The organism is Escherichia sp. KTE96, from assembly GCF_000408525.1.
Classification (GTDB): Bacteria; Pseudomonadota; Gammaproteobacteria; order Enterobacterales; family Enterobacteriaceae; genus Escherichia; species Escherichia marmotae.
On the sequence record NZ_KE137149.1, the window covers coordinates 2,322,695 to 2,341,435 of the forward strand.

Annotated in this window: 26 protein-coding genes; 6 read left to right on the plus strand and 20 right to left on the minus strand. The window is 48.6% G+C overall.

Annotation, left to right across the window (positions count from 1 at the left end):
- Window positions 1-20 precede the first annotated feature (20 nt).
- The 7 genes from phoQ to rluE all read right to left on the minus strand — a co-directional run bounded on the left by phoQ (window position 21) and on the right by rluE (window position 6,646).
- Window positions 21-1,481 carry a two-component system sensor histidine kinase PhoQ gene (gene phoQ / locus A1WG_RS03855; protein WP_001516207.1) on the minus strand — a complete coding sequence of 487 codons (1,461 nt, stop codon included), beginning with the start codon at window positions 1,479-1,481 and terminating at the stop codon, window positions 21-23.
- Complete coding sequence (gene phoP / locus A1WG_RS03850; protein WP_001265481.1) at window positions 1,481-2,152, minus strand: two-component system response regulator PhoP; 672 nt, start codon at window positions 2,150-2,152, stop codon at window positions 1,481-1,483. The genes phoQ and phoP overlap by 1 nt, the downstream gene beginning before the upstream one ends.
- Window positions 2,153-2,311: 159 nt before the next feature.
- Window positions 2,312-3,682 (minus strand): adenylosuccinate lyase, encoded by a 1,371-nt coding sequence (gene purB, locus A1WG_RS03845; protein ID WP_000423722.1) that lies wholly within the window; start codon window positions 3,680-3,682, stop codon window positions 2,312-2,314.
- Between the two features lie 3 nt (window positions 3,683-3,685).
- The gene (hflD, locus tag A1WG_RS03840; protein WP_001516208.1) at window positions 3,686-4,327 is read right to left on the minus strand and encodes a high frequency lysogenization protein HflD; all 642 of its coding nucleotides are present in this window, start codon (window positions 4,325-4,327) and stop codon (window positions 3,686-3,688) included.
- A 34-nt stretch (window positions 4,328-4,361) separates the two neighbouring features.
- Complete coding sequence (mnmA, locus tag A1WG_RS03835; RefSeq protein ID WP_001516209.1) at window positions 4,362-5,468, minus strand: tRNA 2-thiouridine(34) synthase MnmA; 1,107 nt, start codon at window positions 5,466-5,468, stop codon at window positions 4,362-4,364.
- 53 nt (window positions 5,469-5,521) lie between these two features.
- Entirely contained in the window at window positions 5,522-5,983 is a 462-nt protein-coding gene (nudJ, locus tag A1WG_RS03830) for a phosphatase NudJ (protein ID WP_000476079.1), read from the minus strand.
- Between the two features lie 9 nt (window positions 5,984-5,992).
- On the minus strand, window positions 5,993-6,646 hold the full coding sequence (gene rluE, locus A1WG_RS03825) for a 23S rRNA pseudouridine(2457) synthase RluE (RefSeq protein WP_001516210.1): 654 nt from the start codon (window positions 6,644-6,646) through the stop codon (window positions 5,993-5,995).
- Window positions 6,647-6,817: 171 nt separating this feature from the next.
- On the opposite strand from rluE, the gene icd reads away from it, so the two are divergent.
- Complete coding sequence (icd, locus tag A1WG_RS03820; RefSeq protein ID WP_000444487.1) at window positions 6,818-8,068, plus strand: NADP-dependent isocitrate dehydrogenase; 1,251 nt, start codon at window positions 6,818-6,820, stop codon at window positions 8,066-8,068.
- A gap of 113 nt (window positions 8,069-8,181) precedes the next feature.
- On the opposite strand, the gene A1WG_RS03815 is transcribed toward icd, so the two are convergent.
- From A1WG_RS03815 to A1WG_RS0122305, 13 genes are all read right to left on the minus strand, one after another.
- The gene (locus A1WG_RS03815) at window positions 8,182-9,324 is read right to left on the minus strand and encodes a site-specific integrase (protein WP_001516211.1); all 1,143 of its coding nucleotides are present in this window, start codon (window positions 9,322-9,324) and stop codon (window positions 8,182-8,184) included.
- The gene (locus tag A1WG_RS03810; protein ID WP_000088653.1) at window positions 9,314-9,550 is read right to left on the minus strand and encodes an excisionase; all 237 of its coding nucleotides are present in this window, start codon (window positions 9,548-9,550) and stop codon (window positions 9,314-9,316) included. The genes A1WG_RS03815 and A1WG_RS03810 overlap by 11 nt, the downstream gene beginning before the upstream one ends.
- A 139-nt stretch (window positions 9,551-9,689) precedes the next feature.
- The gene (locus A1WG_RS03805; RefSeq protein WP_000488406.1) at window positions 9,690-9,929 is read right to left on the minus strand and encodes a DUF4222 domain-containing protein; all 240 of its coding nucleotides are present in this window, start codon (window positions 9,927-9,929) and stop codon (window positions 9,690-9,692) included.
- Between the two features lie 47 nt (window positions 9,930-9,976).
- Entirely contained in the window at window positions 9,977-10,195 is a 219-nt protein-coding gene (locus A1WG_RS03800; protein ID WP_000763364.1) for a TraR/DksA family transcriptional regulator, read from the minus strand.
- Window positions 10,196-10,293: 98 nt separating this feature from the next.
- Window positions 10,294-10,509, minus strand: a complete 216-nt coding sequence (locus tag A1WG_RS03795) for a hypothetical protein (RefSeq protein ID WP_001492860.1) — start codon at window positions 10,507-10,509, stop codon at window positions 10,294-10,296.
- Between the two features lie 7 nt (window positions 10,510-10,516).
- On the minus strand, window positions 10,517-11,269 hold the full coding sequence (locus A1WG_RS03790) for a hypothetical protein (protein WP_000581108.1): 753 nt from the start codon (window positions 11,267-11,269) through the stop codon (window positions 10,517-10,519).
- Entirely contained in the window at window positions 11,266-11,424 is a 159-nt protein-coding gene (locus A1WG_RS03785; protein ID WP_000682303.1) for a DUF1317 family protein, read from the minus strand. The genes A1WG_RS03790 and A1WG_RS03785 overlap by 4 nt, the downstream gene beginning before the upstream one ends.
- Window positions 11,421-12,101, minus strand: a complete 681-nt coding sequence (locus tag A1WG_RS03780; RefSeq protein WP_001516212.1) for a lambda exonuclease family protein — start codon at window positions 12,099-12,101, stop codon at window positions 11,421-11,423. The genes A1WG_RS03785 and A1WG_RS03780 overlap by 4 nt, the downstream gene beginning before the upstream one ends.
- Complete coding sequence (gene bet / locus A1WG_RS03775; RefSeq protein WP_001454457.1) at window positions 12,098-12,883, minus strand: phage recombination protein Bet; 786 nt, start codon at window positions 12,881-12,883, stop codon at window positions 12,098-12,100. The genes A1WG_RS03780 and bet overlap by 4 nt, the downstream gene beginning before the upstream one ends.
- Window positions 12,884-12,888: 5 nt before the next feature.
- Window positions 12,889-13,185: a host-nuclease inhibitor Gam family protein gene (locus A1WG_RS03770; RefSeq protein ID WP_000995439.1), complete on the minus strand. Its 297-nt coding sequence runs from the start codon at window positions 13,183-13,185 to the stop codon at window positions 12,889-12,891.
- Window positions 13,186-13,260: 75 nt separating this feature from the next.
- Window positions 13,261-13,467: a phage encoded cell division inhibitor protein gene (locus A1WG_RS03765; RefSeq protein WP_000233576.1), complete on the minus strand. Its 207-nt coding sequence runs from the start codon at window positions 13,465-13,467 to the stop codon at window positions 13,261-13,263.
- Between the two features lie 476 nt (window positions 13,468-13,943).
- Window positions 13,944-14,885, minus strand: coding sequence for an LAPAL motif-containing putative phage structural protein (locus tag A1WG_RS03760; protein ID WP_000338655.1), 942 nt, complete (start codon window positions 14,883-14,885; stop codon window positions 13,944-13,946).
- A 73-nt stretch (window positions 14,886-14,958) separates the two neighbouring features.
- Entirely contained in the window at window positions 14,959-15,651 is a 693-nt protein-coding gene (locus A1WG_RS0122305; protein WP_000712399.1) for an XRE family transcriptional regulator, read from the minus strand.
- Between the two features lie 110 nt (window positions 15,652-15,761).
- Between A1WG_RS0122305 and A1WG_RS03755 the strand changes: the two genes are divergently transcribed.
- From A1WG_RS03755 to A1WG_RS03735, 5 genes are read left to right on the plus strand one after another with little or no spacing between them, the layout of a single operon-like run.
- A complete protein-coding gene (locus tag A1WG_RS03755) occupies window positions 15,762-15,989 on the plus strand; it encodes a helix-turn-helix domain-containing protein (protein WP_000184665.1) in 228 nt (75 codons plus the stop codon).
- 30 nt (window positions 15,990-16,019) lie between these two features.
- Entirely contained in the window at window positions 16,020-16,559 is a 540-nt protein-coding gene (locus A1WG_RS03750) for a toxin YdaT domain-containing protein (protein WP_001191452.1), read from the plus strand.
- Window positions 16,556-17,575 (plus strand): replication protein, encoded by a 1,020-nt coding sequence (locus tag A1WG_RS03745; RefSeq protein WP_000147910.1) that lies wholly within the window; start codon window positions 16,556-16,558, stop codon window positions 17,573-17,575. Before A1WG_RS03750 ends, A1WG_RS03745 begins: the two co-directional genes overlap by 4 nt.
- Window positions 17,572-18,273 carry a replication protein P gene (locus A1WG_RS03740; RefSeq protein WP_001516214.1) on the plus strand — a complete coding sequence of 234 codons (702 nt, stop codon included), beginning with the start codon at window positions 17,572-17,574 and terminating at the stop codon, window positions 18,271-18,273. Before A1WG_RS03745 ends, A1WG_RS03740 begins: the two co-directional genes overlap by 4 nt.
- Complete coding sequence (locus A1WG_RS03735; RefSeq protein ID WP_001516215.1) at window positions 18,270-18,566, plus strand: hypothetical protein; 297 nt, start codon at window positions 18,270-18,272, stop codon at window positions 18,564-18,566. Before A1WG_RS03740 ends, A1WG_RS03735 begins: the two co-directional genes overlap by 4 nt.
- Window positions 18,567-18,741 lie beyond the last annotated feature (175 nt).

The following is an 18,741-nucleotide window of genomic DNA, read 5'->3' on the forward strand; positions in this document are numbered from 1 at the left end:
TGCGTGAAGAAAGGGCATATTTATTCACCCTTTGGTGCAGAATGCTGGCGACCAAAAATGACCTCCATTCGTGCGCCGCCGAGCATACTCTCTCCGGCGATGATTTTTCCGTCGTATTGCTCGGTAATTTCACGGGCGACAGCCAGACCAACACCTTGTCCGGGACGCAAAGTATCTATACGTTGGCCGCGGTCGAAAATGACTTCACGCTTGCTTAATGGAATTCCCGGGCCGTCATCCTCGACCACAATATAGAGATGATCTTCGGTTTGCCTCGCTGAAATTTCCACGAACTCAAGACAGTATTTACAGGCGTTATCCAGTACGTTGCCCATCACTTCGACAAAGTCATTCTGCTCGCCAACAAAACTGATTTCTGGCGAAATATCGAGAGAAATATTGACCCCTTTACGCTGATACACTTTGTTCAGCGCCGAGGTGAGATTGTCCAGTAACGGGGCAACGGGATGCAGTTCGCGGCTAAGCAGCGTTCCACCGCGCATACTGGCGCGATGCAGGTAGTAGCCGATTTGTTGTGAAATACGGCTGATTTGTTCCAGCATTACCGGCTCAGCATCACTGACGCTCATCTTTTCACTACGCAAAGAACGCAGCGTACTTTGCAGTACCGCCAGTGGTGTTTTCAGGCTGTGCGTCAGGTCGGTGAGCGTTGTGCGGTATTTGTCGTAACGTTCACGCTCACTCTTTAATAGCCGGTTCAGGTTACGCACCAGACTGGTCAGTTCTCGTGTCGTGGCTGGGTTGAGCAATTCGCGGTTATGTTCTTCCAGTTCGCGGACTTCTTTTGCCAGGGCTTCGATGGGGCGTAAACTCCACCAGGCGGCGACCCATAACAGAGGGATCACTAACAGCAGGTTGGCTGAGAGCACGTAGACAAACCAGCTCCACACCATATAGGAACTTTTAAGCTCCACCGGAATAGTATCCACCACCACAATGGTTAACTTCGGCATCCGCGACGTTGCCGGGTAGATGTTCACCGCCACCGAGTGGGTCATCTCTGCGTCGTCGTCATCTTCTCGTACTTCCTGTAACTGTTGCTGTATCGAATGATCTTCACTCAGCAAGATGCTGGTGTCGTTAACATCCGCTTCGATTTCATGGAAGCCATTTGATTTCAGCCAGTCAGGCTGGATCATTTTCATCAGCCAGGGAACGTCACGCTGCGCCCATAAAAGTTGCCCGTTCTCATCATAAATTAGCGTCATGGTGGGGCTTTGCTTGTCGATATTTTCTGGTAACTCGACATGCAACTTATTGTTTTCCCACTTTGCGAGGGTATAGAACAAATTGCTCTCGCCGCGTAACAGGCGAAACGTGGTTTTATCGAAACTGACGCTATAACCGATCAGCGCGACCATTCCGTAGGCCAGCGAAAGCACCAGTACTACCGCCGCCGTCGCTAACAGAAAACGTACCCGCAGCGAAAGCGGGAAAAAAAGACGCAGTAATTTTTTCATCAGCGCAATTCGAACAAATAACCCTGGCCGCGAACGGTGGTAATCACTTCTTGCGGATATTGCGCCTGAATTTTTTTGCGCAGACGCCCCATGAGTACATCAATGGTATGGCTTTCCCGCAATTCGGCGTCCGGGTAGAGTTGTAACATCAACGAATCTTTGCTGACCACTTTGCCATTATTACGAATCAACGTTTCCATAATGGTGTATTCAAACGCGGTCAGTTTGATCACTTCGTCATTAATCGACAGTTCACGGCGGGAAAGATCAACCTGAAACGGTGGCAGCGAAATAACCTGTGAAGCCAGACCACTATTACGACGCATTAATGCCTGCATCCGCGCCATCACCTCTTCAATATGAAACGGTTTAGTCACGTAATCGTCAGCGCCGGCGCTTAATACTTCGACTTTGTCCTGCCAGCTTTCACGGGCGGTTAATACCAGAATCGGTAGTGAAACATCATTGCTGCGCCAGCGGCGGATCAGTGACAGACCGTCTTCGTCAGGCAAACCGAGATCGACAATTGCAATATCTGGCAAATGTTCATTGAGATAATAATCTGCTTCTTTGGCATCTTCTGCGTCATCGACCTGATGACCAGCGTCCTGAATCTGAACTTTAAGATGGTGACGTAACAACGCATTGTCTTCGACAACCAGTACGCGCATTTTTATTTCTCCCTGTCTTAATTATTAAAATAGTGTAACGCGATTATGTGTTTATGGGAGTAAACATTAATTAAACCAGCGGGTAGGGGAGATAATACGGGAAAAGATCAGCTTAAGAAGCAGGCCGGACAGCATCGCCATCCGGCATTGATATGGGTGTTATTTCAGCTCATCCACCATTGTGATGGCGCGACCAATGTAGTTAGCAGGGGTCATCGCTTTCAGGCGCGCTTTCTCTTCTTCCGGCAGCGCCAGACCGTCGATAAATTGCTTCATGCCTTCGGCGTCAACGCGTTTACCGCGAGTCAGTTCTTTCAGCTTCTCGTACGGTTTTTCGATGCCGTAGCGACGCATAACTGTCTGGATCGGCTCAGCCAGCACTTCCCAGTTGTGATCCAGTTCATCCAGCAGATGGTCACGGTTCACTTCCAGTTTGCTCACGCCTTTCAGGGTGGACTGGTAAGCAATTAGCGCATAACCGATGCCCACTCCGAGGTTACGTAGCACAGTAGAGTCGGTCAGGTCACGCTGCCAACGGGAAACCGGCAGTTTGCTGGCCAGGTGCTGCAACACCGCGTTGGAAAGCCCCAGGTTACCTTCGGAGTTTTCGAAGTCGATTGGGTTAACCTTGTGCGGCATGGTGGAAGAACCAATCTCACCGGCGATGGTTTTCTGTTTGAAATGGTTAAGGGCGATATAACCCCAGACGTCACGGTCAAAGTCGATCAGAATGGTGTTAAAGCGCGCGATGCAATCAAACAGTTCGGCAATGTAGTCGTGTGGTTCAATCTGGGTGGTGTACGGGTTCCACTGAATACCCAGTGAGGTGACAAACTCTTCACTGAACTGATGCCAGTCAACTTCCGGATACGCGGCGATGTGGGCATTATAGTTACCGACCGCGCCGTTGATTTTGCCGAGGATTTCCACCTGATTAAGCTGGCGGAACTGGCGCTCCATACGATAAGCGACGTTAGCCATCTCTTTACCGATGGTTGACGGTGTCGCTGGCTGACCGTGGGTACGGGATAGCAGCGGAATATCGCGATACTGAACAGCCAGATCTTTAATGCCGTCAATCAGTTGACGCCAGTACGGCAGGATCACTTCATCACGCGCGGTTTTCAGCATCAATGCGTGGGAGAGGTTGTTGATGTCTTCTGAGGTGCAGGCAAAGTGAATAAATTCAGAAACTGCGTGCAGTTCTGGGATCTCAGCCACTTTTTCTTTCAGGAAATACTCAACCGCTTTAACGTCGTGGTTAGTGGTACGCTCAATGGTTTTGATTCGCGCCGCATCTTCTTCACTGAAATTAGCGACGATTGCATCAAGGTAACCGATTGCGTCGGCAGCAAAAGCAGGAACTTCCTTGATCGCTGCGTGCGCGGCCAGTTTTTGCAGCCAACGTACTTCAACTTGTACACGGAATTTCAGCAAACCATATTCGCTGAAAATCCCGCGCAGCGCGCTGACTTTATCGCCGTAGCGTCCGTCGACAGGGGAAACGGCGGTCAGTGAGGATAATTCCATAGATCACAACTCCGGGGTTAAATGAGCAAGAATTTGTTTTGCCTGAGTGGTCAGGCGATTACGAGAAAACATCAGTTGTAGACGTCCGCCGCCAACCTGGTGCCAGAGCACGGCGGCGCGAATGCCTGCCAGCAGGGTAGCGCGAACTTTCGCCTGCACCTGTGGGCTTTGCAGTACGGCAGGGGAACCGGTGACCTGAATACGTGGGCCAAGTGGGCTGATAACATCAACATAAATAGCAGCCATTGCGCTCATCAGCGTTTCCGACTGTAAATCGAAATGTTCGAGCTGGCGTTGCAGGCCGTTAATCCGGTTACCCAGAGTGTCGAGCGCACCTTTGGCAGACGAGAGTTTGCGCTCAAGCACCATCAGGCTAAGGGTGTAGCGGGTTAACTCAGCGTTTAAACCCTGGCGACTGCTGGCATTGAGCACGCCGAGCAGGGTTTCCAGCCCGACGCGCAGGTTGGCTTCGCTGCCGCCAAAAACCGCCAGCGTGGAGCTGGGGTTCACATCGATAATACTGTTGAGTGAGACGTGTAACGCATCGGCATCACAATGCCCCTGGTGAGCAAGCTGTTGTACCAGGCGTGCCGCCTGACAAATACCGGCCAGGGCGAGGGTGATGTCATAGTAATTCTTTGCCACGTTCACTGCTTCCTTGTTTTAAGTAAGAAAATAATCAGACTGGCAGCGGCAGACGCTGCTCAATGATGCCGCCGCCGAGGCACACTTCACCGTTATAGAAGACGGCGGATTGACCTGGAGTGACGGCCGCAACCGGCTCATCGAAAATCACTTCAATGCGATCATCATCCAGCGCCTTGACGGTGCATGGAATGTCAGTCTGGCGGTAGCGGGTTTTCACCGTGCAACGCATAGTGCCGGTGAAAGGTTCGCGATCGACCCAGTGCAGTTGCTGGGCAATCAATCCGACAGACATCAGACGTGGGTGTTCATGACCCTGCGCAACAATCAGAATGTTGTTCTCGACGTCTTTATCCACCACGTACCACGGCTCTTCAGTGCCGTCTTTGGTGCCACCGATGCCCAGGCCTTTACGCTGTCCGAGGGTGTGATACATCAGCCCCTGGTGCTCGCCAATCTCATCACCATCGACAGTAATGATTTTTCCCGGTTGCGCCGGGAGATAACGGCCAAGAAACTCGCGGAATTTACGTTCACCGATAAAGCAGATCCCGGTAGAATCTTTTTTCTTCGCGGTGACCAGACCGAGATCTTCCGCAATCTTACGTACCTGCGGTTTTTCCAGTTCGCCAACCGGGAACAGGCTTTGCGCTATCTGCTCATGGCTAAGTGTATAAAGGAAGTAGCTCTGGTCTTTGTTGCTGTCCAGACCACGCAGCAGGCGGCTCTTGCCATTGACATCTGCACGACGAACGTAATGGCCGGTAGCAATATAATCGGCACCTAAATCTTCGGCGGCAAATTCGAGGAAGGCTTTAAATTTGATCTCTTTGTTGCACAGAATATCCGGGTTCGGCGTGCGACCCGCTTTATATTCAGCAAGGAACAGTTCAAAGACGTTGTCCCAGTACTCGGCTGCAAAGTTGACAGTGTGCAGTTCAATGCCGAGCTTATCGCAGACAGCCTGGGCATCAGCCAGATCCGCTGCCGCCGTGCAATATTCCTCACCGTCGTCTTCTTCCCAGTTCTTCATAAACAGGCCTTCGACCTGATATCCCTGTTGTTGCAACAGCCAGGCAGAAACGGAGGAATCGACGCCGCCGGACATGCCGACGATCACTTTTTTTGCGGTTTCAGACATTGGATTACTCACGACATTGAACTTCAAGGCGGCGTATTCTATCACGCAGCCTTTTAGATGACACCCTTTGTAAAAGGCCAGTTAAACTCGCCAATCATCTCCAGCGGATAATGTTGCCCGCTTTGATAACAACGAATACTTTCTGCCACTAATGGCGAGCGCAGATTTGGTGCCTGTAAAATCTCTTCTGCACTGACCCAACGGCAACAGTCGATATCACTGTCATGAGGGTGTGTTGGGCATATTTGCTCAAGCTCAATGGCAAACAGGAAGCGCAAAAATGGCGTCTTATCCGGCGCAATCCACTGATGCATACGGATGAAATATTGCGGTTGCGCGCTGATGCCGGTTTCTTCCCACAGCTCACGCGCCGCTGCTTCTGTTAATGTTTCATCCGCCTCCAGATGCCCGGCGGGTTGGTTCCATAACGCTTTACCATTAATCGTCTCTTCAACGACTAAAAATTTGCCTTCTGCGTGCACCACGCAGGCAACGGTAACGTGCGGTTTAAACATTTTGCGTCCTTATTCTGTCGCTTCTCGCCATTCGCCATTGGCAAGATTATCCAGCGTGTAATTACCCATCGCATAGCGAATCAGTCGCAGCGTGGGGAAACCAACATGGGCGGTCATGCGGCGCACCTGGCGATTACGTCCTTCATATAAGGTGATCTTAAGCCAGGAGGTAGGAATACTTTTACGCTCACGAATTGGTGGATTACGTGGCCATAACCACTCCGGTTCTTCAACCAGTTCCACACCTGCGGGCAGGGTAGGGCCATCATTTAAGGTTACGCCATTGCGCAAGGCTTCAAGTGCGTCTTGCGTGGGAATGCCTTCCACCTGCACATAATAGATTTTTCCGGTGCGTTTGCCCGGCTGGGTTAAACGCGCCTGTAACGCGCCATTATTCGTCAGCACCAGTAACCCTTCGCTATCTCTGTCGAGACGACCTGCCGCATAAACGCCCTGAACAGGGATGAATTCTTTTAATGTTTTGCGCCCGGCTTCATCGGTGAACTGCGGAAGAACATCGTAGGGTTTATTGAACAGGATCACGCGCGTGGGCTGGTTTTCAGGTTTGCGCCTGGTGGAACGTTGCGAGCTGAATCGCTTAACCTGGTGATTTCTAAAAGAAGTTTTTTGCATGGTATTTTCAGGGTTTATGAATTGCCGCATTATAGCCTAATAACGCGCATCTTTCATGACGACAAACAATAGGGTAGTATTGACAAGCCAATTACAAATCATTAACAAAAAATTGCTCTAATGCATCCGTGTGGCAGGACGCAAACGCATGTGCAACGTGGTGGCAGACGAGCAAACCAGAAGCGCTCGAAGGAGAGGTGAATGGAAAGTAAAGTAGTTGTTCCGGCACAAGGCAAGAAGATCACCCTGCAAAACGGCAAACTCAACGTTCCTGAAAATCCGATTATCCCTTACATTGAAGGTGATGGAATCGGTGTAGATGTAACCCCAGCCATGCTGAAAGTGGTCGACGCTGCAGTCGAGAAAGCCTATAAAGGCGAGCGTAAAATCTCCTGGATGGAAATTTACACCGGTGAAAAATCCACCCAGGTTTATGGTCAGGACGTCTGGCTACCTGCTGAAACCCTTGATCTGATTCGTGAATATCGCGTTGCCATCAAAGGCCCGCTGACTACTCCGGTTGGTGGCGGTATTCGTTCTCTGAACGTAGCACTGCGCCAGGAACTGGATCTCTACATCTGCCTGCGCCCGGTTCGTTACTACCAGGGCACTCCAAGCCCGGTTAAACACCCTGAATTGACTGATATGGTCATCTTCCGTGAAAACTCGGAAGACATTTATGCAGGTATCGAATGGAAAGCTGACTCTGCTGACGCTGAGAAAGTGATCAAATTCCTGCGTGAAGAGATGGGGGTGAAGAAAATTCGCTTCCCGGAACATTGCGGTATCGGCATTAAGCCGTGTTCTGAAGAAGGCACCAAACGTCTGGTACGTGCAGCAATCGAATACGCAATTGCCAACGACCGTGACTCAGTGACCCTGGTGCACAAAGGCAATATCATGAAGTTCACCGAAGGCGCGTTTAAAGACTGGGGTTACCAGTTGGCGCGTGAAGAGTTTGGCGGTGAACTGATCGACGGCGGCCCGTGGCTGAAAGTCAAAAACCCGAACACCGGCAAAGAGATCGTCATTAAAGACGTGATTGCTGACGCATTCCTGCAACAGATCCTGCTGCGTCCGGCTGAATACGACGTTATCGCCTGTATGAACCTCAACGGTGACTACATTTCTGACGCACTGGCAGCACAGGTTGGCGGTATCGGTATCGCCCCTGGTGCAAACATCGGTGACGAATGCGCACTGTTTGAAGCCACCCACGGTACAGCACCGAAATATGCCGGTCAGGACAAAGTAAACCCAGGCTCTATCATTCTCTCCGCGGAGATGATGCTGCGCCATATGGGCTGGACTGAAGCTGCTGACCTGATTGTTAAAGGTATGGAAGGCGCGATCAACGCCAAGACTGTAACCTATGACTTCGAACGTCTGATGGAAGGCGCTAAACTGCTGAAATGTTCAGAGTTTGGTGACGCGATCATCAAGAATATGTAATCACTACATGTGTTAAATATTGAAACGGGCGTATAACACGCCCGTTGTTTTATGATGATGTAAAATCTTCCCCAAAACTTTCCCCAAAACCCTTCCCCAAAACTGGCTATTTTCTATGCTGTTTTGATATCTACGATAATCCAGTCTTTACCACGATCATCATTGTATCGGTCGGTCATTTTTCTGGATTTATGACCTAACAACTTTTGCGTATCCAGCCCCTGTTCCCGATATAACCGTTCTGACAGAGATCGCTGCTCATGAAATGTGGGCGCAGTTCCTGGCTCCCATTTTATGCCACATTTTTCCCTGGCCTTTTTAAAAGCCGTTGTAAGAGTATTTGCAGAAACCTGGTCTCCTCTGTTTGCTTGAGAGGTAGTGTGACGGTAATGGACCAGATATTTACTAACAACAGCATCCCTGCACTGAGATATAACTTCACGAAGGGTAATATTCAGAGCATCGCATTTCAGGCTAAGCGGAATAGCAAGTTTTGAACCGGTTTTTTCCTGAGTAATGTGCAACATGTCGTCCCATATATCAGAGAATTTCAAATTGCAGATATCGCCTAAACGTTGTCCAGTGACAAGAGCAAGTAGCATCCCGCATTTTAAATAGGGCTGCCGTCTGCTTACGCTGTCAAATATTGCCTGCCATTCGGACAGTGATAATCTTTGGCGGTTTACTCGATTTCGCGGTTGTTTTGTTGCCTGCGCTGGGTTAAATCCTGGCGGAACATGTCCTGCGTGTTGTGCTTCTTTGAAGACGTCGATCAACACCATTCTCACGACTTGCGCCATCCTGTTATGACCTTCAGCCTTTACAGCATCAATTATTTCGGCAATATCAAGTGCGGTAATATCCTTGAGGTGTTGCATTCCACAATGCTCACGGAAGAGACGAATGGGTTTGCCTTTTTGCCGATAGGAGTTGGGTCTTAGTTCATTATGTTGCAGCCTGTCCTCCTGGATAGAAATATATTTATCAAGCCATTCTGTCACCGTAATGTCTGAGCGCCTGCCTTTCATTCTTTCCAGACGCTCATTGACGCTTAATATTTGTCGGGTACGTTGTTCAGCAATAATGGTATTTGCTTCAGTAGCAACCTGTTTTGCTTCATTCTCATCAGTTCCTAAACTATGAAAACGACCGGATAGTGGATGTTTGTATTGCCAATATACCTTTCCGGTTCGCTTATCTAATTTGCAATATAAATTGGGTATAGAGATTTTGTGAGATCGGGGTCTAGCAGCCATCAGCGATTATCCGTTGGAGTTTTGGGTTTGCGTTGATTGGGAGTTGCGGTTCTGCAAGCGTTCCTACAAAACGGGAATTTCGGTCAATCATCCAGTAGCGACCAACTTTTATAGCGGGTGGGGCCATCATTTTCCCTTGCGCGTATTTTTTCAGAACTCGCTCACTTGGTGCTAAGTCCCCAAATTCTTCTTTAGCCCAGTCCTGTAAAGTGATTAGTCGAGACATTTGTCCTCCTCTTAGCTGCTGAGGGAGTTTGTGACCGATATATCTGACATGATATTAAGCTTATGGCAGGTACATCTCTTGACTGGTCATAGAGATAAATTTAATGCTGAGAAATGCAGTATTGAATTTATCAATTTTTCTATTTCCTGCGTATGGCACGTAACTTCTTAATGTGTTCTGCCGTTTCGATCTCTTCTGCTATCCGATCTGCATCAGCTTTATTCACAGGTTCAAAGTCATGATTAAAGCGGAACATGCTGGCGATACATGTTCTGCCTTTTCGGATGTAGTGAACTTTGTTGTGGGTAGAACGCAGGATTTTGCAGGGAGTGCCGTGGTGATCGACGTACCAGGTGTTAGGAAAAATGATTCTGAACATTTTTACACCTCAATTGGACGATGTTAAAATTTGCTGCTTTGAGGCCATCACAGTCCCCATTGTTTGTTCTTAAGTTCGATCTCCTCCTGGCAACTTGCACAAGTCCGACAACCCTGAACGGCCAGGCGTCTTCGTTCATCTATCGGATCGCCACACTCACAACAATGAGTGGCAGATATAGCCTGGTGGTTCAGGCGGCGCATTTTTATTGCTGTGTTGCGCTGTAATTCTTCAATTTCTGATGCTGAATCAATGATGTCTGCCATCTTTCATTAATCCCTGAATTGTTGGTTAATACGCTTGAGGGTGAATGCGAATAATAAAAAAGGAGCCTGTAGCTCCATGATGATTTTGTTTTTCATGTTCACCGTTCCTTAAAGACGCCGTTTAACATGCCGATCGCCAGGCTTAAATGAGTCGGTGTGAATCCCATCAGCGTTACCGTTTCGCGGTGCTTCTTTAGTACGCTACGGCAAATGTCATTGACGTTTTTATCCGGAAACTGCTGTCTGGCTTTTTTGATTTCATAATTAGCCTGACGGGCAATGCTGCGAAGGGCGTTATTATGTTCTATTGTCATATTGGCCTCACACTTCGAATGCCAGTTGAGGGGTAAAGACGTCCCGTTCAGCGTTGTAATTAAGTGAACTGGCACTGTTGAATGATTCAATGCGTTCCACAAGAACTTGCGTACGGGTTTCTTTACTTGCGGGAGCATATGGCGAACCTACCCAGGATTTGTCGATGCCTATATTTCTTGCGACGTTCGTGCTGTCTGCAGACGAAAGCGGTACATGAGTAAAAATGTCTTTATTTAACATCCGTAACCCATGAATCTTGGTGATTGGGTAGCCGTACTGATCTACAACATGACGTATAAGATCGCGTAGTTTAGCCCGACACGCTCTCGGTCGTTTTGCATCGTATTCCCCCATCGAGCCGATGCAGACGCGGGGAAACTCATGGCACAGACGAATAAATCGCTCATCCGGTTCGTTCATGTGCCACACCGGAGCACCAATAAATTTACCGTGAGGCCATGCCGCAATCAGGGCGTCATTCTCTTCACTGGTTCCGCCGATAACATCCGGGATAACCGCGAATGAGAAACGAGGGTGATTACCCCAGCGTTCAACAAATCTGTAATATTCATTCCAGTCTATGGCCTTGTTTTTTGTCCAGAATGTGAATGCACCATTATCAAGAGCAAATGATTGGGTGACTTCGGAAGCCAGATCAATCTGAGCTGGATTAGCAAAACTGATGAATGCGTGTCTGCCTTTCCAGGCTTTCAACGCACAGGTATCGGGAGTTATTGGACCACCGTGAAAATGAATCATACACTCTCCCGTTTATTATTTATCTCCTCAGCCAGCCGCTGGGCTTTCAGCGGATTTCGGATAACAGAAAGGCCGGGAAATACCCAGCCTCGCTTTGTAACGGAGTAGACGAAAGTGATCGCGCCTACCCGGATATTATCGTGAGGATGCTTCATTGCCATTGCTCCCCATATACAAAACCAATTTCAGCCAGTGCCTCGTCCATTTTTTCGATGAACTCCGGCACCATCTCGTCAAAACTCGCCATGTACTTTTCATTCCGCTCAACCACGACATAATGCAGGCCTTCACGCTTCATGCGCGGGTCATAGTTGGCAAAGTACCAGGCATCTTTTCGCGTCACCCACATGCTGTACTGCACCTGGGCCATGTAAGCCGATTTTATTGCCTCGAAACCACCGAGCCGGAATTTCATGAAATCCCGGGAGGTAAACGGGCATTTCAGTTCAAGGCCGTTGCCGTCACTGCATAAACCATCGGGAGAGCAGGCGGTGCGCATACTTTCGTCGCGATAGATGATCGGGGATTCAGTAACATTCACGCCGGAAGTGAACTCAAAGAGGGCTCTGGCGTCGTTCTCGTACTGTTTTCCCCAGGCCAGCGCCTTAGCGTTAACTTCCGGAGCCACACCGGTGCAAACCTCGGCAAGCAGGGTGTGGAAGTAGGACATTTTCATGTCAGGCCATTTCTTTCCGGAGCGGGGTTTTGCTATCACATTGTGAACTTCTGAAGCGGTGATGACGCCGAGCCGTAATTTGTGCCACGCATCATCCCCCTGTTCGACAGCTCTCACGTCGATCCCGGTACGCTGCAGGATAATGTCCGGTGTCATGCAGCCACCTTCTGTTCAGAGGCTTTCTGTTTCAGGAATCCAAGAGCTTTCATTGCTTCTGCCTGTGTCAGTTCTGACGATGCGCGAATGTCGCGGCGAAATATCTGGGAACAGAGTGGCAATAAGTCGTCATCCCATGTTTTATCCAGGGCGATCAGCAGAGTGTTAATCTCCTGCATGGTTTCATCGTTAACCGGAGTGATGTCGCGTTCCGGCTGGCGTTCTGCAGTGTATGCAGTATTTTCGACAATGCGCTCGGCTTCATCCTTGTCATAGATACCAGCAAATCCGAAGGCCAGACGGGCACACTGAATCATGGCTTTATGCCGTAACATTCGTTTGGGATGCGACTGCCACGGCCCCGTGATTTCTCTGCCTTCGCGAGTTTTGAATGGTTCGCGGCGGCATTCATCCATCCATTCGGTAACGCAGATCGGATGATTACGGTCCTTGCGGTAAATCCGGCATGTACAGGATTCATTGTCCTGTTCAAAGTCCATGCCGTCAAACTGCTGGTTTTCGTTGATGATGCGGGACCAGCCATCAACGCCCACCACCGGAACGATGCCGTTCTGCTTATCAGGGAAGGCGTAAATTTCTTTCGTCCACGGATTAAGGCCGTATTGGTTGGCGACGATCAGCAATGCGATGAACTGCGCATCGCTGGCATCGCCTTTAAATGCTGTCTGGCGAAGAGTGGTGATCAGTTCCTGTGGGTCGACAGAATCCATGCCGACACGTTCAGCCAGCTTCCCTGCCAGCGTTGCGAGTGCTGTACTCATCCGTTTTATACCTCTGAATCAATATCAACCTGATGGTGAGCAATGGTTTCAACCATGTACCGGATGTGTTCTGCCATGCGCTCCTGAAACTCAACATCGTCATCAAACGCACGGGTAATGGCTTTTTTGCTGGCCCCGTGGCGTTGCAAATGATCGATGCATAGCGATTCAAACAGGTGCTGGGGCAGGCCTTTTTCCATGTCGTCTGCCAGTTCTGCCTCTTTCTCTTCACGGGCGATCTGCTGGTAGTGACGCGCCCAGCTTTGAGCCTCAAGACGATCCTGAATGTAATAAGCGTTCATGGCTGAACTCCTGAAAATGGCTGTGAAAATATCGCCCGCTAAATGCCAGGCTGATTAGGTAAACAGGAAAGGGGATTAGTGATTCAGGCCGTTGCCGCGTCCGTCGAGAAAAACTTCCACGAGCAAATCACGGGTATAAGTGCGCTCGATGCCGCGATGCAGATAAAGCCGTCCGCGTAAATTAGCTGATGCAGTCCAGGTACCATCTTTGTGTTTGACCAGCATTCCTGGCATGACCGCACCGCGATTAACGGTCTGCGTTCCGTAATGTTGATGAACCATAAAAACTCCTGCCCGTAAGCTGGGCTGCTGAACAAATAAGGGGTTGCGCAGTATCTGGCGGTGGATGGCCGCCGGTTGTCATAACTAAGTCGCCTCGTTGAAGCAACTGAGGTATGAAGTGTTGAGTTGATTTCAGCTGGTCACACCGACGTTCACGCGTCCGTTTCACCCCTCGCACTCCCCGGAGCCTGCTGAAATTCAAGCTGCGGATCTAAGCGGTCATCGCAACGGTGAATCAGGTGGTTGCCGTATCGTTGTGTTGTTGCGACATGGTGATAATAGCTATTGCTATTGGTGATATCAATACTTATTGCTATTGTTAGATGTGTTTTGCTATTAAATGTTTGATAGCAAAAAGAATTAATTTTGTAACTTGAATCGCATAGCGATAACTGAAGCGAGGTCGTGGTGGTTTTTTGAACGGTTTGTGTGATGAGGGGAGGCAAAAGAAAACCCGGCACGGTGGCCGGGTATCTTTATTCGAATGGAAGATCTATTTGCCTTTGAGGATTCAACTGTTTTTTTACATGCTCAATTTCGAATATGGTTTTTATGGCATCTCCGATCATATATTGAGTTACTTTTAAATCTACAAGTAACATATCACCTTTAGAAAAATTTAAGGTGTTGTTATCAATATCGCTGATGAATTTCTGGTCTTTTATTTCAGCCAAAAAGCTACTGGCACCATCAGAAAACCGCCACCGGCTTCCTTCATTGAAGGAAATATTTTTAATTTGAAGGGCTTTCTCTACTGTGTACTCTGAAATTATTGATTCTGCTGGTAGATTGACTTTGAAATAATGTGCTTCTTGCTTGTTGATCGTCATGAATGTCAAACCATCATCGACAGTAGAGGCAAAGCTGTCAATGCCTTCCTGCTCTAATGGCTTACTTATAACTTCTTGTAATGAAGAGCGAAGTTTAATATTTTTATAAAGTTCAATAACGTTACTGTCGTAGATCTCGCTTTCGTCATCAACAAAGACTTCGATGTTGCTATCAGGCAAATTGTGTAATTTTTTTATTTTCCTTGGACCTATCCATTTTATCAGTTGAATTAGGCCTTTGCATATTTTTTCTTTAGAACCAGGACAGAGTCCAATAAAAGCAATCAAATTCGCAGCGGCTGTTGCTGAATCGCCGGATAAAAAATCAACAGCCTGTTTGAACCAAGATGTAGATGAGGCAACCAGATCTATTCCAAATGAGCCAGCTTTAAATGATGCATTGACTTTTACAGAAACAACAGTCTTGTTTCCGTAGAGAGTTTTACCGGCTTCCTCTAATGCATCTGATAGTGATAGAAGGGCAGGAGCAAGGTCTCGCACGTTCATTTCATGCGTTTCCAGTGCCGGACCGTCGTATACTATCCTGAACTTCATATCATTGGTTTCCGAATTGTTGCCCGCATCCATTATGGCATTCACCTGATCACATATACAGTTAATTTACGATATTGTCTTAAATCTTAAAACTTCTATTGTATGGCTACCCATGCTTCCTATACGTCTGCGGCATGCTCCCAATAACCTTACCGAAGATGAACACCCGGTTCATCTCGTCTTTCTCGATCGGGTCCCAAGGTGAGTAGCTCTTGTTATCAGAGATAACCAGCAGCTTATCCTTCATCATTTGCAGACGCTTTACATGGGCTGTGTCGTCGTACAGAAACGCATAGATACCATCACCGTCGAAAGATTTAACCGTGATATCAACGAACAGCAGATCACCTGGTTCGATCGTTCCTGACATGCTGTCACCACGCACGTTAATGATGCGGATATTTTCCGCCTTCCTGCCATCGAACATGTGACGAGCATCGTCAAACGAGTACTCAACCGAGCGTAGAACTTCTACAAACTCACGATTGATGACACCCGGCCCGGCACTGACTTCTATATCAAGAACGTCAATCTTGAAGTATTTGGAATGGTTGACAGCAGGCTTCCCTGATTGTTGACCGTCATTTCTCATCGGGCCTATGCCTGATGAGAGCCACTCAGTTCGAACACCCAATGCATTAGCTATTTCAACAATTTTTGTTGAGCCGCGCGCGTTGCCGCTTGTCAGTCTCCAGATTGTGGGTTGAGCTACGCCAGACGCCTTTGCAAGAGCGCCTTGAGACATTCCAGATTGTTCCATCGCTAGGTTTAAGCGATCAGCAAGAGTTTCTTTTTTCATAAGTTTTAATTTATACGCTCGCGTATTGATGGTCAAAACACGTTTTGCTATTGATTTGGTTAATACGCATTGCTATTATCTATTCATTGCAATACCAATAGGAATTGATAATGACAAATCAAACCATTCAACTCGCAATCAGTATTACAGGTAGTCAAAAACGACTGGCAGATCTATGCGGTGTAGCCCAACCCACTGTTTGGCGTTGGCTACACGGTGGCGGAATTGATGCCCGCTATGTAATGAAAATTGTCTCAGCCACTGGTGGAAAGATTAAACCAGCAGATATTCGTCCCGACCTCGCACCATTGTTTAACGCGAGTAATTCTGCCGCCTAAACTGCGGCGTTAACTGATAAGGCAATGACTATGCAATCACTTACATACCAACAGACTAGCGGATTTAGCCCGACTGCGGTGATAAATCGTTCTCAAACAAAACAGGCGCCAGGCCACGAAAAAATCCGTGATGCCGTTCGCGCCTGGTCGGCTGCAGATAATCAGGATGTTGTTGCCGCACTCATTGTGAATGAGTATCGGGAGCAGGGCGGCGGCACCATCGATTTCCCTGATGATGTCAGCCGTGCACGCCAGAAGCTGTTCCGCTTCCTCGATAACAAATTCGATTCTGAAAAATACCGAAATAACGTGCGTGAACTGACCCCGGCAATTCTGGCGGTACTACCGCTGGAATATCGCGGCCACCTGGTTGGGCAGGATAGCTTCATGGCTCGGCTGGCTGAAATGGAAAAGGAACTCAGTGAGGCAAAACAGGCTGTCATTCTCAACGCACCACGCCACCAGAAACTGAAGGAGATGAGTGAAGGCATTGTGTCGATGTTTCGTGTGGACCCGGATCTGGCTGGTCCACTGATGGCGATGGTCACCACCATGCTGGGGGCAATATGACAGGTTCAGAAATGGCGAAAGCCGGTCTGCGCGAACAGAACCGACTTTCAGGTGCAAATCGTAACACACTCATTGCGGGAGGAATTATGGCAAACACTGCTGAGATATTCAATTTTCCAGTGCCGGATGTGGCACAAAAGGAGCCGCGCGTGGCAGATCTCGATGATGGTTATACGCGCATTGCAAATGAGTTGCTGGAAGCTGTAATGCTGGCCGGATTAAAACAGCACCAGCTTCTGGTCTTCCTGGCTGTCATGCGCAAAACATATGGCTTTAATAAAAAACTGGATTGGGTGAGCAACGAGCAACTTTCCGAATTGACCGGGATATTGCCGCACAAGTGTTCTGCTGCAAAAAGCGTTCTGGTAAAGCGTGGGATTCTTATTCAGAGCGGGCGGAATATCGGCATCAATAATGTGGTCAGTGAATGGTCAACATTACCCGAATCAGGTAAGAAAAATAAAGTTTACCTGAAAGAGGTAAATTTACCTGAGTCAGGTAAGAAAAGTTTACCCAAATCAGGTAAAGGCACTTACCCGAATCAGGTAAACACAAAAGACAAACTAACAAAAGACAATATAAAACCTTTTTCGTCCGAGAATTCTGACGAATCCTCTGACCAGCCAGAAAATGCCCTTCCTGTGGTGAAACCGGATGCTGCGATTCAGAGCGGCAGCAAGTGGGGGACAGCAGAAGACCTGACCGCCGCAGAGTGGATGTTTGACATGGTGAAGACCATCGCGCCATCAGCCAGAAAACCGAATTTTGCAGGGTGGGCTAACGATATTCGCCTGATGCGTGAACGTGACGGACGTAACCACCGCGACATGTGCGTGCTGTTCCGCTGGGCATGCCAGGACAACTTCTGGTCCGGTAACGTGCTAAGTCCGGCCAAACTCCGCGACAAGTGGACCCAACTCGAAATCAACCGTAACAAGCAACAGGCTGGCGTGACAGCCGGAAAACCAAAACTCGACCTGACGAACACTGACTGGATTTACGGGGTGGAGCTATGAAAAACATCGCCGCACAGATGGTTAATTTTGACCGTGAGCAGATGCGCCGGATCGCCAATAACATGCCGGAACAGTACGACGAAAAGCCGCAGGTACAGCAGGTAGCGCAGATTATCAATGGTGTGTTCAGCCAGTTACTGGCAACTTTCCCGGCGAGCCTGGCTAACCGGGACCAGAATGAACTGAACGAAATCCGCCGCCAGTGGGTTCTGGCTTTCCGGGAAAATGGGATCACCACGATGGAACAGGTTAACGCAGGAATGCGCGTAGCCCGTCGGCAGAATCGACCATTCCTGCCATCACCCGGGCAGTTTGTTGCCTGGTGCCGGGAAGAAGCATCCGTTAACGCCGGGCTGCCAAACGTCAGCGAGCTGGTTGATATGGTCTATGAGTATTGTCGGAAGCGTGGCCTGTATCCGGATGCAGAGTCTTATCCGTGGAAATCAAACGCGCACTACTGGCTGGTTACCAACCTGTACCAGAACATGCGGGCCAATGCGCTTACTGATGCGGAATTACGGCGCAAGGCTGCCGATGAACTGACTTGTATGACCGCGCGAATTAACCGTGGTGAGGCGATACCTGAACCAGTAAAACAACTTCCTGTCATGGGCGGTAGACCTCTAAATCGTGCACAGGCTCTGGCGAAGATCGCAGAAATCAAAGCGAAGTTCGGACTGAAAGGAGCAACTGTATGACGGGCAAAGAGGCAATTATTCATTATCTGGAGACGCACAAGAGCTTCTGTACGCCGGACGTTGCTGCGACAACAGGTGTGACATTAACCAGCATAAATCAGGCTGCGGCAAAAATGGCGCGGGCAGGAATCCTGGTCATTGATGGTAAGGTCTGGCGAACGGTGTATTACCGGTTCGCTACTAGAGAAGAACGGGAAGGAAAGGTGAGCACGAACCTGATTTTTAAGGAGTGTCGCCAGAGTGCCGCGATGAAGCGGGTGTTGGCGGTATATGGGAGATTAGTTATTACTTGATTTGATGGTTATCTCGAAAACATCCAATCAAATTTAATGGTTTGCTTTGTGCGGGGAACTATAACAATGTTTCTAGCTTGGTGCTGTATGAATTAGTGAATTAGTAGGGAATATATCCACACATTGATTAACACAAAAATATTTCAGATATTAAATGTAACTCAAAGGATGAGTA